We start from the raw sequence: 13,836 nt of genomic DNA on the forward strand, positions 1-13,836 counted from the left end.
CGTCGTTGCGGCCCTCATCGCACGACCTCGTAGAAGAAGTCGGACAGACGCAGGTCTTGGCCGGCGGCGACCGCCCGGTCGTACACCCACTTACCGACCGCCAGGTCGAGTATCCCCATGCCGAAGGGCGAGAAGATGATCGGGCGGCGGCGATCGACCGAGCACTTCCCGAGCATGACTTCGGCCAACGTACCGGTCACGAAATCGCGGTTGCCCGTCTGCTGCAGGGCAAGATGTGGAGAGGTGTTGGCCTTCATGACGTGCTCGACATCGTCGACCACGTTCTGTGCACCCAGCAGTATCCCGGGCGCGAGATCGCGCAGGGAGATATGCAACACCAGCGGGTTGTGCTCGAACAGGGCCGAGTCGGTGATGTGGGGCGTCGCAGCGACGGTGGCGAACACGATCAGATCACAGGCCCTGATCAGCCCCTCCACGTCGGGAGCCACCGTCACCCGGCGGTGCCGCTCGGGGTGGCACGCCGTCTTGATGAATTTCTCGCTCTCGAGCGGCGAGCGATCGTACAGCTGCACCTCCTCGATCTCCCACCCGGTATCGACCAGGAACTCGTAGACGTAACGGGCGATGAACCCGTTGCCCACGATGCCCAGCGAGCGCGCTCGGCGCGATTGCCCGTTCAGCCAGAACGCGGCCAAGGTGGCCGACGCGGCCGTGCGCGAGGCCGAGATGATCGAACTCTCGAGAATGGCAAAGGGATAGCCGGTGTCGTAGCGATTGAGCACGAGCACCGCCGAGGCGCGCGGGAAACCACGCTGGACATTACCGGGAAAGCTCGCGATCCACTTCAACCCGGCCACATCGAAGCCGTCCCCGAGATAGGCCGGCAGCGCGATGATGCGGCAATCCGGCTTCTCGGGGAAACGCAGAAAGTAACTGTCCGGGTTGACGGAATGCCCGCCGGCATGCGCGAGGTAGGCGTTCCGGACGATCTCGACACAGGCGTCGCGCTGGGCGCGGATGATGTCGGAAACGGTCTTGCCGTTAATGATAGACAGCTCGAATTCCATGACACTCTCCTCTACTCCAGCCTGGCCGCCCACGCGGGGTCGTATACCGTGTCGAGGTAGGGCGTGCCGCGGTCGGCGCACAGGAACAACACGGTAGGCCGCCCGGATTCCGTCATCTTCGGCGCCAGCCGCTTCACCGCCGCGAACGCCGTCCCGCTCGACCCGCCGACGAACAGCCCGTGAGTCGTGAGGAGTTCCTGGCACGCTGCGACGGTTTCGCGCTCGGGAATCAAGACCACCTCGTCAACCTCCGCCTCCGCCAGCAAGGGGGGGACGATGCTCGACCCGATGCCGGGAATATGGCGTTTGTGAGGCTCCCCGCCAAAGATGACGGAGCCTTCGCTGTCGACGCCGACGATCTGGACCTTCGGGAAATGCTCCTTGAGGCGACGCGATACACCGGCGATGGTGCCCGCCGTACTGACGGCGACGAAGACATAATCGAGCGCGTCGAAATCGGCGCAGATCTCGCCCGCCGTGAGCTCGTAGTGCGCTTCCAGCGCGTCCGGGTTGCCGTACTGGTTGGTCCAGTAGGCATTCGGAATCGTGGCGCACAGGTGCTTCACCATCTGCAGGCGGGTCTTCAGAAATCCGCCGGTGTCGTCACGTTCCTCGACCTTCACCACCGTCGGGCACAAGCGTCGCAGGAAAGACTCGTAGAGGCCCGAGATGTTGGGGTCGATCACCGGAATGAATTCAAGGCCGACCAGGTGCGTGAGCGTGGCGAGCGCGTTGGCGAAGTTGCCGGACGAGGACTCAATCACCGTCGTCGCTTCGTTGATCTGCCCGCGCTCGGCGGCTCGTTTGAGTATCCAGTAAGCGGAGCGGTCCTTGATGCTCCCGATCGGGTTGACATACTCGAGCTTGGCGAAAAGATTCATCCCGGCCACGTCCAATCGCACATTGGGGGTGGGTCGCAGGGTCTTTCCGAGCATGTTGAGGCGGGAGACAAGACGGGACGCGGGCTCCCGGCCTCCCGCCGGGGGCTTGTCCAATTCTGCATCCCTACTCCGCGCGACTACCTCGTTGGCTGACAAACGCATGATCTGACTCCTATGGCAAGACCGATCAGGAGTGCTGTAAGCGTCGGCGCGGGAGCCGAAGTGAATACGCGGACACGAGTATAGAAGACGCAGCTTTCCCCCGAGCTGTGAAGACCTGTCTTCTACGCTCTTGAGTGTCCGCTAAGTAATTGATGCTGCGATGGAACGCCTCGAACATCGAGGAACCATGCGCTTATTTGAACGGGCTTTCGGCCCCCACCGTTGCACATACAGACGGTAACGTCTCCATTGAGCGGTGCGATACGGTGAACTTACCTAAATGCGACCGAGACCGGCAAGGCAAGTTCCCATACTCTTCCGAGTATTCGAACCTCCATGCCCGGGCCGGGCCGTCGCGTGCAAACGGGCCATCGCCGTGCTGGCGATGGCCCGCTGTCTTTGCATGCCTCAGTTCGCGAAGGGAGTCGTCAACTCCGCCTCGCCCGTATCCACCACGAACACCGCGAGGAGCTTGGCTGGCTGCGTCTCGCTGGCATTGGCGCTGACGGCGTGGCGGTCGCCGGGCATCTCGGCGAAATTCTGTCCGGCCTTGTAGACCGTCACCGGCCCGTCGTTCACTCGGCTCTTGATCGCCCCCTCCAGCACCGTCGCATAGATGAAGGCGGACTTGGCATGCGTGTGACCAGGCGAGTAGCCACCCGGGCCGTATTCAACGAGCACACCCTTGATGCTCTTGCCGGGAGCATTCGGCAACTCGTGCTGGTAAACGAGGGTCACCTTGGCGTTCTTCGCCTTCGGCGTCTCCGCGAGGGCGCTGCCGAACGGTAGGGCGGCAACCAGCAGCGAACAAAGAATGCGTTTCATGGAACCTCCTGTTATTTGGTTGGCGGATGCGGGATCAGGCCCCGGCCTGCGAGCGGCGTAACCATTCATCCAAACCGATGCTGCCGAGACGTGCCTCACCCAACGGCACCAGCGAATACTCCTCGACCCGACCGCCGAAGTATCGGGCCTCGGGGTCAGACACGACCTCACGCCGGTCGCCAATCGCCTTCAGATAGCGGGCGACGATTTCGCTGAACGGCGCACGTTCCGGGCCCGCGATCTCGACGATGCCGTTTCGCGGCGCCGTGAGCGCCACATCGGCGACAAGGGCTGCAACGTCGTCCGACGCGATGGGCTGGAACAGGCCGGGCGCAAGCCTGACCGTGTTTCCATCCGTACTTGAATCGGCGATGCCGCCGAGAAATTCCATGAACTGGGTCGAGCGAATGATGGTGTAGGGGATACCGGAGGCCTCGATCAGTTTCTCCTGGGCGACCTTGGCGCGAAAATAGCCATTGCCCGGCATCCGGTCGGTTCCGACGATGGATAGCGCAACATGGTGTTGCACGCCCGCTGCGGCCTCCGCCGCGTGAACGTTGCGGCCGGACGTTTGGAAAAATTCCAGGACCGCCTGGTCTTCCCAAGAGGGCGCATTGGAAAGGTCGATCACCACCTGCGCACCGGACATGACCTCCTGGAGTCCCTCGCCGGTGATGGTGTTGACGCCGCTTTTGGGCGAGGCGGCGACGACTTCGTGGCCAGCCTGGCGCAGAATGGGGACGGTCTTCGAGCCGATCAGGCCGGTGCCGCCGATGACAACGATCTTCATGATTCACCCTCTGTTGTCGACCACTGAAACCCCTTGAATGGGGTCAAGTTCAAATAAAAAAGATAGGAGCAAGACCCCACGCGGGACGACTTGCCCTGTTATGCCGGCATCTTGCGGAACGCGATGGCAAACCGGTTCCAGCCGTTGATGGCCACGATCAGCAGCGTCAGATCGGCGATCTCGGCGTCGGTGAAGTACGGCTTGACCGCCTGCCAGGTCGCATCCGGCACATGGTCCTGCGCCACCAGCGTCAAAGACTCGGTCCACTCCAGCGCGGCGCGTTCGCGGTCGGTGAAGAACGGTGTTTCGCGCCACGCCGACAAGGTGGCGAGACGGCGCTCGCTCTCGCCGTTCTTGCGGGCGTCGGTCACGTGCATGTCCAGGCAGAAGGCGCAGCCGTTGATCTGCGAGGCGCGCAGGCGCACCAGTTCGAGCAGCGATTTTTCCAGACCGGACGTGCTGACCTGCTCTTCGAGACCCAGCATCGCCTTGAGAGCCCCCGGGCTGGCTTTGTAGAAATCGAGACGTTGTTCCATGGCTCACTCCTTTAAGTTCACGTTGCGTCCTGAAACCAGGACTATGAGCGTAAGCTTAGGCCGTACCGTGGCGTGTAAAAATAACCAGTTTTGGGAAATTTAAGGTAACCAGTGCAATGGACATCCAGGTAACGATTCAAGGCAGCCATGACCTTGCCGGGCAGATCTACCGGCAACTGCGCGAGGCCATCCTCGCCGGCCGTCTCACCGCCGGCGAGCGCCTGCCCTCGACGCGCGACCTGGCGGCGCAGCTCGGCGTATCACGCAAAACCACGCTCGACGTGTTCGAACGGCTGGGCTCAGAAGGCTTCCTCCAAACCCGCCCCGGCGACGGCACCTTCATCGCCGGGAGCCTGACGCGCCTGCCGCCCAAGCCGCCGCAACAGCCCGCCGCCCGCGCCACCGCCGCCCCGCTGTGGGACCGGCTCCCCCCCGGGCTGGCCCTGCCCAGACCCGGCACCACCCTGCCCTTCGACTTCATGGGCGGCGTCATCGACAAGACGCCGTTCCCCTTCGACACCTGGCGGCGCTGCATCAACCACGCCCTGCGCATACAAGCCCGGGAGCGCGGCGCCTACCGCGACCCGGCCGGCGAACAGGAGCTGCGCCTCGCCATATCGCGCTACCTCGCCTTCAACCGCGCCGTCACCAGCTCCTGGCAAGAGGTCATCGTCACCCAGGGCGCACAGCAGGCGCTGGACCTGATGGCACGCGTGGTGCTTGAACCGGGCGACGTGGTGGCGGTGGAAGACCCCGGCTATCCACCCGCCCGCGCCTGCTTTACGGCGCAAGGGGGCAAGGTGGTGCCGGTGCCGGTCGATGGGGAGGGAATCATCGTCGAGCAACTGCCGAAAAACGCCCGCATGGTCTACGTCACGCCCTCGCACCAGTTCCCGCTCGGCATGCCGATGAGTCTGGAGCGCCGCATCGCGCTGTTGGAATGGGCGCAGCGCTCCGGCGCGGTCATCATCGAAGACGATTACGACGGCGAGTACCGCTTCGAAGGGCGGCCGATGGACCCCCTCAAGAGCCTCGACCGCGCCGGCCTGGTGGCCTACGTCGGCACCTTCTCCAAAACCATCTTTCCCGACCTGCGCATGGGCTACGTCGTCCCACCCTCCTCGCTGCTAGCGGCGCTGCTCAAGGCCAAGCAGATCGGCGACTGGCACGGCTGCACCCTGACCCAGACGGCGCTGGCGAGCTTCATGCTGAATGGAGACTTCGCCAAACACCTGCGGCGCATGCACAAGCACTACACCGCACGCCGCCAGGCCCTACTCGCCCATCTCAAGGGCGAACTCAGCCCATGGCTCGACCCCATCGTCCCCGCCGCCGGCATCCACCTGATCGCCCGGCTCAAGCAGGGGCTGCAAGAAAGCGACGTCATCGCCGCCGCCCGCAGCGAGTCCATCGGACTTTATGGCATTTCAGCCTTTTATGCCGGAGAGCCCTCACAGCAAGGGCTACTGTTCGGCTATGGCGGCATCGACACCGACGCTATTAACGTAGCACTGGGGAGGTTGACGGTGGTGCTGCCGGGGCTGGCGGAGAGATAACAGCACGTCGCCACACGATTTATCGCGGCGTGCCGGCTCAAGGGCCGGCTTACTTCGGTGAATCGGGCTTGGCCGGCCTGCGCAAGAATGGGCGGCAAGTCTTGCCCGCCCTGATTCCCACCATCACCGACGACGTGCTGGCCGAGGTCGAGCAGTGGCAGCATCGTCCGCTCCCAAGTACGCATGCTTTCGGTCTATTGGCGTTCAGCAAGGGAATCTGGCCAGTGCGTGGCAGCCCCAGATCCGGTGCAATAGTACGGTGCGCTAGAGCATTGCCTGTTAGGCTATGAGATTAGTGTCCTTGCCACGTGCAGTCTCCGGCAGTCCCTAATTTCGGAGTATCCCCCTTAGGTCAGTAGCAATCGTTATGGCACCTCAATTTGAATTGAACGAAACATTGATCGGTGCGCTTTCTCTGCGCGCCATCAAATCCTTTCTAGCTGCTGCAAAGTTCAACAGTTTTACGGGGGCGGCTCATGCATTGAGCGTCACCCCCGCAGCGGTGAGCAAGCAAGTGCGGGAACTGGAGGACTACCTGGGGACGGCGCTGTTTGTCCGTTCGGGCAGGGCCGTCACGCTGACTGCCGATGGCGAGATGTTCAAGGATGCGGCCCAGCTTTCATTGATCAATATCCATCAGGCCGCTGAACGTCTGCGGAAGAGAATTCCAAGCCGGCAGACCCTCATCGTGTGCTGCTCACCCACATTTTCGGCACTGTGGCTGCACAAACGGCTGCCCGAATTCATTCAAGACAATCCGGATATCGAACTCACCGTGTTGGCCACCCAGAATTTCATCGCCATGGAGGCCGGAGTGCGGCCGGATGTGTACATCGCCAAGCTGGCCAGCATACGTGATGGCTATGACAGCGAGCACTTGTTTGACGATGAGGTCTACCCGGTTTGCACGCCGCACTATTTGCAGAACCATGGCCCCATCGAAACGCCGGAAGACCTGCTGGGCCTGTCACTGCTGGATATCAGCGCCTACGGCCGTTCGCAGATTTCGGAGCATATCGACTGGAAAGTGTGGCTGGCTCTGCATGATGTGGACACGAGTTGGAGCGCAGACATTCCGCGTCAGCTATTCACCAGCAATGACTACCCGGGCATCGTACAGTTGGCCCTGGCCCACCAGGGGGTTGTTTTGGGTTGGCACCACCTGGTGGGCCCCTTGGTGGAAAGCGGTGACTTGGTACGCCCGCTGCCGCACACCACCGTGATGAAAGATCGCGGTCACTACCTTTCTGTCCGCAAAGACAAGGTGGATGCCGGCGTATGCAAGAAGTTTTGCCAGTGGATCAAACAGCAACTCGCGCTGCACCCCACCCGCCCACTGCCGCTGAAGTGAGTTCCGCCCTGAGTCTGGAACGCTGCGTGCCAGCGCCGAACCGCCCTTGTTCAGCATCTGGTCGCCATTTTGGCTGTGGCGATGTGCAACCAAAAGTTGAAGGAACACTGGAGAAAACGTCGTTTGAGTTAGCCGCAGCGCTGACATAAATTTTCTTCTGCGCCGCATAGGGCGGATGGCACGGAAGAGAAAGTCAGCACATGGGATTCAAGAGAACCATTCACGCGGTGGAAACACATTCGGGTATTCCCATGCGCGTGGTCACCGGCGGCATTCCGCACATTCCCGGTGACACCGTCCATGCCAAGATGAAATGGCTGGAGGCCAATGATGACGGCTTGCGCAAGCTGCTGTTGCGCGAGCCGCGTGGCTACCCGGCGCACTGCTGCAACATCATCGTGCCGCCCTGCCACCCGGAGGCCGATGCGGGCTACATCATCCTGGAGCAGGTGGAGTACCCCATGATGTCAGGTGGCAATACCATCTCCGTGGCCACCGTGTTGCTGGAAATGGGCATGCTGCCGATGCAGGAGCCAGTGACCGAGCTGACTCTGGAAGCACCGGCCGGGCTGATCCGCATCACCGCCGAGTGCAAGGACGGCAAGGTCAAGAGTGTGAAGTTCAAGAACGTTCCAGCCTTTGCCGCGCATCTGGATGCCGTCATCGACGTGCCACACCTGGGCAAGGTGCGGGTGGATGTGGGCTGGGGCGGCATGTTCTACGCCATTGCCGATGTGCGCCAGTTCCCTGGGCTTGAGCTCAAGCCCGAACATGGCAAGGAGATCACGCGGGTCTCCGCCATGATCCGGCAGGCGGCCATCGAGCAACTGCCCGTTGCGCACCCGGATTATCCGGGCGTGGGCATTACCATTTCGCAACTTTCCGGCCCCACCGACGACCCACGGGCGGATTGGAAGAACGTGGTTACCATGCCCACCGGACCGCTCTCCTGGGATGACCCCTCCACCTGGACCGGCGCGATCGACCGCTGCCCCTGCGGCACCGGCACCTGCGCCAAGATGGCCGTGCTGCACGCCAAGGGTGAATTGCCGCTGCACCAGGACTTCCGGCATCAGGGCATCCTGGGCACCGTCTACACCGGCCGACTGGAGGAAGATGCCCGCATTGGAGACAAAGCCGCCGTAGTGCCCACACTGGCCGGCACCAGCTGGATTCATGGCATCAGCACCATCGTGCTGGACCACGACGACCCCTTCCCCCAGGGTTACACCCTGGGCGACATCTGGCCGCAAGAAGGAGAGTGACTCATGCAGATCATTTCAGCAGAGCAAATCCGGTCGGCACTGGATTGGGACGGGGTGCTCAATGCATTGCACAACGGACATCTTGGTTTGCGGCCCATCGGCGATAGTTACTTCATTGGGGACGCCCGCTTTGGCCTGTTCAGCCGAGGCGTCATTCTGCCGGGCAAGGGGGCGGGGTTCAAAATGGCCTCCATCTATCCGGCGAATAGCACTGCCAGTCCACCCCTGCCAACGGAGCAGGCCGCATTTTTGATTCTGGACGAGCGCACCAAGGGCATCGTCGCCATGCTGGATGGCCCGGAAATCACGCGCTGGAAAACCGCGGCCGATTCCGCGCTGGCGGCAAGAAGACTCAGTCGCGAGAACAGCGAGGTGCTTCTTGTCCTGGGGGCCGGTCCGGTCGCCAGGTCATTGACCGATGCGTATCTGCACATCCGGCCGTCCATCCGTGAAGTGCTGCTGTGGAATCGCACCCCCTCCAAGCTGGATGCCGTGCGCGCAGAGCTTGCGGCAAAAAACATCCAGGCACGTATTGTCGAAGACTTGGATGCGGCGGTAGCCCGCGCAGACATCATTACGGCAGCCACCAGTGCAGCCACCCCCACTATCCGCGGCAAGTTTGTTCGCCCTGGTACTCACGTTGATCTGGTCGGAGGGTACCGGCCAGACATGCAGGAGGCCGATTGCGAGGTGCTCAGAGGTGCCCGGATCTTTGTGGATGACCACGAGAATGCGGCCCATTCCGGTGACATCCAGATTCCGCTGCAGGCGCACATAATCAAGGCAGACCAAATCGAAGGCGACCTGTTCGATCTGTGCCAGATGCCGGCGTTCCATCGCTCGGCGGAGGATCGCACGGTTTACAAAAATGCCGGAGGTGCGCACTTGGATCTCATCGTCAGCCAACTGGTTGTGGATCGACTGAACGCTCTCGCTAAATAGAACGTATTTGTGACGAGCGGAACATGCCGCTTAAGGCGGTCAATGACATTGGAGTTCATCTGTAGGTGAACCGGCCGTGTGCAGCATTGCTGCAACGCTTCTCGACAACGATTACCGTTTGGACACTATCTTGAAACGCCTCTATGCCGCCTTCGTTCTCCTTGGATTATTCGGGGGATCCAATTTCATCTATACGAAGTGGGCGGCTGTGCTTGTCAGCCCAGGTCAGATATCGCTTTTGCGTGTCTTTTTTGGCTTCGTACCCTTGACCATTTTGGCATGGCGTAACGGGGTAATCAGACGCGATCAGGTGCGCTATTTGCATCACTTCTCGGTGATGGCGGCCCTGGCGACGGCCTTCACCTACTTTGCCATGGCAAAGGGCACCTCTCTGCTTCCGTCCGGCATCGCCGGCGTGCTGGGAGGATCATCCCCCTTGTTTACCGTTCTGGCATCGGGGCTGTTTCTCCGTCATGAAAAAATGAACCGGATGATGGTGTGCAGCGTCGTGGTGGGGCTGACAGGCATGGTACTGATTGCGCGTCCCTGGGAGGGCATGAGTGCTGGCGACGCCATCAGTTTGGCGGGCGTGGCGTGGATACTGGCGGGCGCGATGGTTTTTGGGCTGTCGTATATCTACGTTCGGCGCTATCTGTCCCCGATTAACATTGCCCCGTTGGCCATCGTCACATGGCAGACAGGCCTTGCCTTTCTGATGCTGCTTCTCTTTACCGACGTCAGTGGCATCAGCCAAATACTGCTCGACTGGCGCGCGGCGGCGGGCTTGGCGATCGGACTGGGATTGTTGGGTACCGGCGCATCATTTGTCCTTTACTACTTCCTGCTTCAGGAACTGGGCGCTGTGGCGGCCTCGGGCTGGATTTACATGACCCCCATTGTGGCGCTTCTCATCGGCTGGGCTGCGGGTGAACGAGTCGGGTTGTTGGAAATACTGGCGGTCATCGTGATCTTCGGCAGCATTGCCATGCTGGAAGTGGGCCGCCAACAGGTCGCTCGGAAAGAAGCCGTGCCGCTGTAAGCTTCGATTGATCAGGCAAAACCGGCTGTTCAGGAAAAGGAGCCACACCACGGTACTGCCCCCCTGCTCCTAACCGTCAGGCCCGGCACGGTGCCAGACCTTGTCAAGGCGGCACCATTACCCCTCTTCGTGAAAACCCTCACCAAGCCGTCGTCACTGGGTCCACAAAAAATTCTTGTTTTCTAGATTTTAATTCCTGTATATTGGAATTATGAATCTAGACACCCGCCTCGCCAATCGCATCCACTCCCTGCGAAAGAACCGCGCTTACTCCCTGGAAAAGCTCGCCGAGCTCAGTGGCGTCAGTCGCTCGATGATTTCACTGATCGAGCGTGCAGAAACCAGTGCCACTGCGGCGGTGCTCAATAAACTTGCCGATGCGCTGGGCGTGAGTCTGGCCTCGCTGTTCTCAGAAGAAGCAGAAGCGCTTGTGGCCTCGCCACTATCGCGCGCTGAAGAACAGCCTGTCTGGCAAGACCCTGCGTCCGGTTACCTTCGACGCCAGTTGTCACCACCTGGCTATGGGTCTCCGATCGAGTTGGCCGAAGTGACCTTCCAGCCCGGGCAAAAGGTAACTTTTGACAATGCAATGCGCAGCATCGTCACCCACCAGCAGATCTGGATGCTCGATGGCGAAATGGACATCACGGTAGAGGGACGGACATGGCATCTCCAGCCTGGCGACTGTCTCGCGATGGTGCTTGGCCAACAGATCGTGTTCCACAACCCCACTTCACGTTCGGCGCGTTACCTCATCGCGCTAACCGCAACACCATCCTCGACAGGGAGACAGTAATGAGTGAGCACAGGCTTGTTGATTGCGATTTTGACCGCCATGCGGCAGCCATCCTGGATATCTTCAATGACGCCATCGTCAACTCGACCGCGTTATACGACTACAAGCCCCGCCCGGCCGAGAGCATGGTGAGCTGGTTTGAAACCAAGAGACAAGGCGGTTTTCCTGTCATCGGCGTTGAAGACAGCGATGGCCAGCTGCTGGCATTTGGCAGCTACGGCACCTTCCGGGCATGGCCGGCATTCAAGTACTCGGTTGAACACTCCGTCTACGTGCACAAGGATTATCGTGGCCAGGGCCTGGGCAACACGGTGATGAAGGCACTGATTGCCGCCGCGCGGCAAAACGATGTGCACGCCATGATGGGCGGCATCGACGCCAGCAACGCCGGCAGCATTGCCCTGCATGAACGGCTGGGCTTCAAGCACGTCGCCACCCTGCCCGAGGTGGGTTTCAAGTTTGGCCGCTGGCTTGATCTGGCCTTCTATCAGTTGCTGCTAGATACGCCGCATACGCCTGTGGATGGCTAATGCCCGGTGCCGGTTGGTGATCTTGGTGCCGGCGCCAAGGCTGGCAGGCAAGGAGCGCAGATCATGAATGCTTATCTTGTTTTCCCCCTGCTGACCGCAGCCGGGGTGGCGCTGGTGATACAAAACCTGTTGATGGTGCGGATAACCGAGTCCGTCTCGACAGTCATCATTACGCTGGTCATCAACTCCGCAATGGGGCTGGCGCTATTATTGGGCACCTTGCTGGCCCGCAACGGCTTGGCGGGCGTCAGTGAAACCATCCAGGCGATCCGCCCCTGGGTTGTTCTGCCTGGCCTGCTGGGCTCGTTTTTTGTCTTTGCCGGAATCATGGGCTACCAGTCGGTGGGGGCATCGGTGACCATTGCCGTGCTGGTCGCCAGTCAGCTCGGCACCGGCCTGCTGGCGGATGCCTACAAGGCACAGACGCCACCCAGCGCCCTCTCACTGCTGGGGGCGGCGCTTCTCGTCGCCGGCGCAGTCCTTATCCTTCGGGGGAAGGGGTAAAAGCATGCAGGTCGATCTTGTCCCTGTCGGCATTGCGGTCAGGCACGATTGAACAACATGGCATTCATGCAGTTCATTGATGCATTGATTGCAGTAATTGTTCCAGGCAAGGCCAGCTCGTTAACTGGCAAAGGCAGACGAGCGCAGAGAGGACACAAACGGACTGCAAAGACCTTGAACAGGCTCTTAGCTATCGCGTTCAGGCGGAATGGAATACGTTCCCACAACGTGAGCCACCGGCTCACTTGAACCTTTCGAGTACAGTGAAACCTCACCGACAGCCAACGTACGGCCGACTTTCATAAGCTTGCACTCAGCAATGATGTGAGCATCGGCAGATGGCTTGCGCAGAAAGTTGATGGTGAGACTGGTAGTCACAGCCAACGGCACGATGCCAATTTTGCCGAGGATGGCCACGTACAGCGCTACATCCGCCACGCCCATCAGCACTGGACCCGAAACCGTTCCGCCTGGGCGCAACTCACCTGGGCCAACATGATGCGAAACCGTGGCCCCATCATCGCCAACCGCTTCAACTACACACTTGCTTTGCGGAAATTCAGCTGCCATGAATGCGGCAACCTCTTCTTTCGTTGCAGGCATGGGTTCACTCCTGAAACCTGATTTTGTTTTGGGGAGAATAGATGACAGCCAGGACATGAATGCCAAGCCGAAGCAACAGGGCATCAACGACCGGCTCATCCCCATCCATAAGACGATGGGCATGCCCTTTCTCCGGGATTCCCGAAAACCATACCCCCCATCAAACCTACGGGTGCCCGTTGCTGACATAACCGCCAAACATACACGGCATTTATTTAAATGAACACTGTTCAATTTATGATTGCAGCGTAGAATCAGGCGCATGACCAAGTCAACTGCAAGTCAAAAAGTTAGCGCTCGGAGAACTGCTGCCACCGCCGAGTCACGGGCGGCCAGGGAAAATGCGCTTAATCAGGTGCGACGAACCCTCATACTGGATGCAGCCCGTACAGCGTTTTTCGAGCTGGGGCTGGATGGGGCAAGCCTGCGGGAAATCGCCAAGCGGGCCGGATATACGCCAGGGGCAATTTACAGCTACTTTGCCAACCTGGAAGAAATCTACGGCGCCCTGCTTGGCGAGTCCTTGCAGCGCCTGAACCAAGTTGTTGAGGCAGCCGATGCCGGCACCCGAGGCAAGGCACAGTTCGCCACGGCAACCGACCTGCTCCGCGCCAAGGCCGAAGCCTTCTACGTGTTCTATCGGAACAATCCCAAAGAACTGGACCTGGGGTTCTACCTTTTCGACGGCATGAAGCCCAGGGGCCTGACGCCTGAACTCAACCAGCAACTGAATGAGCAGTTGATGGCTGCCCTGCGACCTGTCCAGAACGAACTGGAAGCATTGGGCCTCGCCGCCGATAAGGCGCTCATCGAGACCACGGCTGTGTTTGCGCACATCGTGGGTATTCTCGTGCTAAACAACACGGGGCGTATTCGTCTGTTCAAACAGAACCCGGACGCACTCTTTGTGCAATACATGGATTCACTCATTCAGCGGCTCTCGACGTCTCGCGTATAGAGCCAAAGGCCAGGTAGTCGTTGAACGCACCCAGCCTGCGCGCTGACAGCTGTAATTTGTGAGCGCCCCT

15 protein-coding genes are annotated in these 13,836 nt (G+C 60.5%); 9 read left to right on the forward strand and 6 right to left on the reverse strand.

The annotated features are described in order from the left end of the window. Positions 1-14: 14 nt before the first annotated feature. The 5 genes from sbnB to NH8B_RS12150 form a co-directional block, all read right to left on the reverse strand. Positions 15-1,028, reverse strand: a complete 1,014-nt coding sequence (gene sbnB / locus NH8B_RS12130; protein ID WP_014087572.1) for a 2,3-diaminopropionate biosynthesis protein SbnB — start codon at positions 1,026-1,028, stop codon at positions 15-17. A gap of 11 nt (positions 1,029-1,039) precedes the next feature. Continuing rightward, positions 1,040-2,071: a 2,3-diaminopropionate biosynthesis protein SbnA gene (gene sbnA, locus NH8B_RS12135; protein ID WP_014087573.1), complete on the reverse strand. Its 1,032-nt coding sequence runs from the start codon at positions 2,069-2,071 to the stop codon at positions 1,040-1,042. Positions 2,072-2,479: 408 nt separating this feature from the next. After that, positions 2,480-2,896, reverse strand: a complete 417-nt coding sequence (locus tag NH8B_RS12140; RefSeq protein ID WP_014087574.1) for a cupin domain-containing protein — start codon at positions 2,894-2,896, stop codon at positions 2,480-2,482. Positions 2,897-2,930: 34 nt separating this feature from the next. Continuing rightward, positions 2,931-3,686, reverse strand: a complete 756-nt coding sequence (locus NH8B_RS12145) for an SDR family oxidoreductase (protein ID WP_014087575.1) — start codon at positions 3,684-3,686, stop codon at positions 2,931-2,933. Positions 3,687-3,784: 98 nt separating this feature from the next. Then, positions 3,785-4,222, reverse strand: coding sequence for a carboxymuconolactone decarboxylase family protein (locus NH8B_RS12150; protein ID WP_008952965.1), 438 nt, complete (start codon positions 4,220-4,222; stop codon positions 3,785-3,787). A 116-nt stretch (positions 4,223-4,338) separates the two neighbouring features. Between NH8B_RS12150 and NH8B_RS12155 the strand changes: the two genes are divergently transcribed. The 8 genes from NH8B_RS12155 to NH8B_RS12190 all read left to right on the forward strand — a co-directional run bounded on the left by NH8B_RS12155 (position 4,339) and on the right by NH8B_RS12190 (position 12,205). Further along, complete coding sequence (locus NH8B_RS12155) at positions 4,339-5,778, forward strand: MocR-like pyridoxine biosynthesis transcription factor PdxR (protein ID WP_014087576.1); 1,440 nt, start codon at positions 4,339-4,341, stop codon at positions 5,776-5,778. Between the two features lie 367 nt (positions 5,779-6,145). Further along, on the forward strand, positions 6,146-7,129 hold the full coding sequence (locus NH8B_RS12160; protein WP_014087577.1) for a LysR substrate-binding domain-containing protein: 984 nt from the start codon (positions 6,146-6,148) through the stop codon (positions 7,127-7,129). Positions 7,130-7,329: 200 nt separating this feature from the next. Further along, entirely contained in the window at positions 7,330-8,394 is a 1,065-nt protein-coding gene (locus NH8B_RS12165; protein ID WP_014087578.1) for a proline racemase family protein, read from the forward strand. A 3-nt stretch (positions 8,395-8,397) separates the two neighbouring features. After that, positions 8,398-9,336, forward strand: a complete 939-nt coding sequence (locus NH8B_RS12170) for an ornithine cyclodeaminase family protein (RefSeq protein ID WP_014087579.1) — start codon at positions 8,398-8,400, stop codon at positions 9,334-9,336. A gap of 130 nt (positions 9,337-9,466) precedes the next feature. Continuing rightward, on the forward strand, positions 9,467-10,375 hold the full coding sequence (locus NH8B_RS12175; protein WP_232503459.1) for a DMT family transporter: 909 nt from the start codon (positions 9,467-9,469) through the stop codon (positions 10,373-10,375). Between the two features lie 211 nt (positions 10,376-10,586). Then, a complete protein-coding gene (locus NH8B_RS12180) occupies positions 10,587-11,171 on the forward strand; it encodes a helix-turn-helix domain-containing protein (protein WP_014087581.1) in 585 nt (194 codons plus the stop codon). After that, entirely contained in the window at positions 11,171-11,701 is a 531-nt protein-coding gene (locus NH8B_RS12185; protein ID WP_014087582.1) for a GNAT family N-acetyltransferase, read from the forward strand. Before NH8B_RS12180 ends, NH8B_RS12185 begins: the two co-directional genes overlap by 1 nt. Positions 11,702-11,764: 63 nt before the next feature. Continuing rightward, a complete protein-coding gene (locus tag NH8B_RS12190; protein WP_014087583.1) occupies positions 11,765-12,205 on the forward strand; it encodes a DMT family transporter in 441 nt (146 codons plus the stop codon). A gap of 186 nt (positions 12,206-12,391) precedes the next feature. Here the strand turns inward: NH8B_RS12190 and NH8B_RS12195 are convergent, their stop codons facing one another. Continuing rightward, a complete protein-coding gene (locus tag NH8B_RS12195) occupies positions 12,392-12,931 on the reverse strand; it encodes a PaaI family thioesterase (RefSeq protein WP_232503460.1) in 540 nt (179 codons plus the stop codon). Between the two features lie 139 nt (positions 12,932-13,070). Here NH8B_RS12195 and NH8B_RS12200 point away from each other — a divergent pair, with 139 nt between their 5' ends. Beyond that, a complete protein-coding gene (locus NH8B_RS12200; RefSeq protein ID WP_014087585.1) occupies positions 13,071-13,766 on the forward strand; it encodes a TetR/AcrR family transcriptional regulator in 696 nt (231 codons plus the stop codon). Positions 13,767-13,836 lie beyond the last annotated feature (70 nt).

This window comes from Pseudogulbenkiania sp. NH8B, assembly GCF_000283535.1.
In the GTDB taxonomy this organism is placed as follows: domain Bacteria; phylum Pseudomonadota; class Gammaproteobacteria; order Burkholderiales; family Chromobacteriaceae; genus Pseudogulbenkiania; species Pseudogulbenkiania ferrooxidans.

Coding starts and splice junctions, on each gene's coding strand:
- NH8B_RS12155 (WP_014087576.1), top strand. CDS start 4,339: ATGGACATCCAGGTAACGATTCAAGGCAGCCATGACCTTGCCGGGCAG.
- NH8B_RS12140 (WP_014087574.1), bottom strand. CDS start 2,896: ATGAAACGCATTCTTTGTTCGCTGCTGGTTGCCGCCCTACCGTTCGGC.
- NH8B_RS12170 (WP_014087579.1), top strand. CDS start 8,398: ATGCAGATCATTTCAGCAGAGCAAATCCGGTCGGCACTGGATTGGGAC.
- NH8B_RS12190 (WP_014087583.1), top strand. CDS start 11,765: ATGAATGCTTATCTTGTTTTCCCCCTGCTGACCGCAGCCGGGGTGGCG.
- NH8B_RS12195 (WP_232503460.1), bottom strand. CDS start 12,931: ATGCCCATCGTCTTATGGATGGGGATGAGCCGGTCGTTGATGCCCTGT.
- NH8B_RS12180 (WP_014087581.1), top strand. CDS start 10,587: ATGAATCTAGACACCCGCCTCGCCAATCGCATCCACTCCCTGCGAAAG.
- NH8B_RS12185 (WP_014087582.1), top strand. CDS start 11,171: ATGAGTGAGCACAGGCTTGTTGATTGCGATTTTGACCGCCATGCGGCA.
- sbnA (WP_014087573.1), bottom strand. CDS start 2,071: ATGCGTTTGTCAGCCAACGAGGTAGTCGCGCGGAGTAGGGATGCAGAA.
- NH8B_RS12160 (WP_014087577.1), top strand. CDS start 6,146: ATGGCACCTCAATTTGAATTGAACGAAACATTGATCGGTGCGCTTTCT.
- sbnB (WP_014087572.1), bottom strand. CDS start 1,028: ATGGAATTCGAGCTGTCTATCATTAACGGCAAGACCGTTTCCGACATC.
- NH8B_RS12200 (WP_014087585.1), top strand. CDS start 13,071: ATGACCAAGTCAACTGCAAGTCAAAAAGTTAGCGCTCGGAGAACTGCT.
- NH8B_RS12150 (WP_008952965.1), bottom strand. CDS start 4,222: ATGGAACAACGTCTCGATTTCTACAAAGCCAGCCCGGGGGCTCTCAAG.
- NH8B_RS12145 (WP_014087575.1), bottom strand. CDS start 3,686: ATGAAGATCGTTGTCATCGGCGGCACCGGCCTGATCGGCTCGAAGACC.
- NH8B_RS12165 (WP_014087578.1), top strand. CDS start 7,330: ATGGGATTCAAGAGAACCATTCACGCGGTGGAAACACATTCGGGTATT.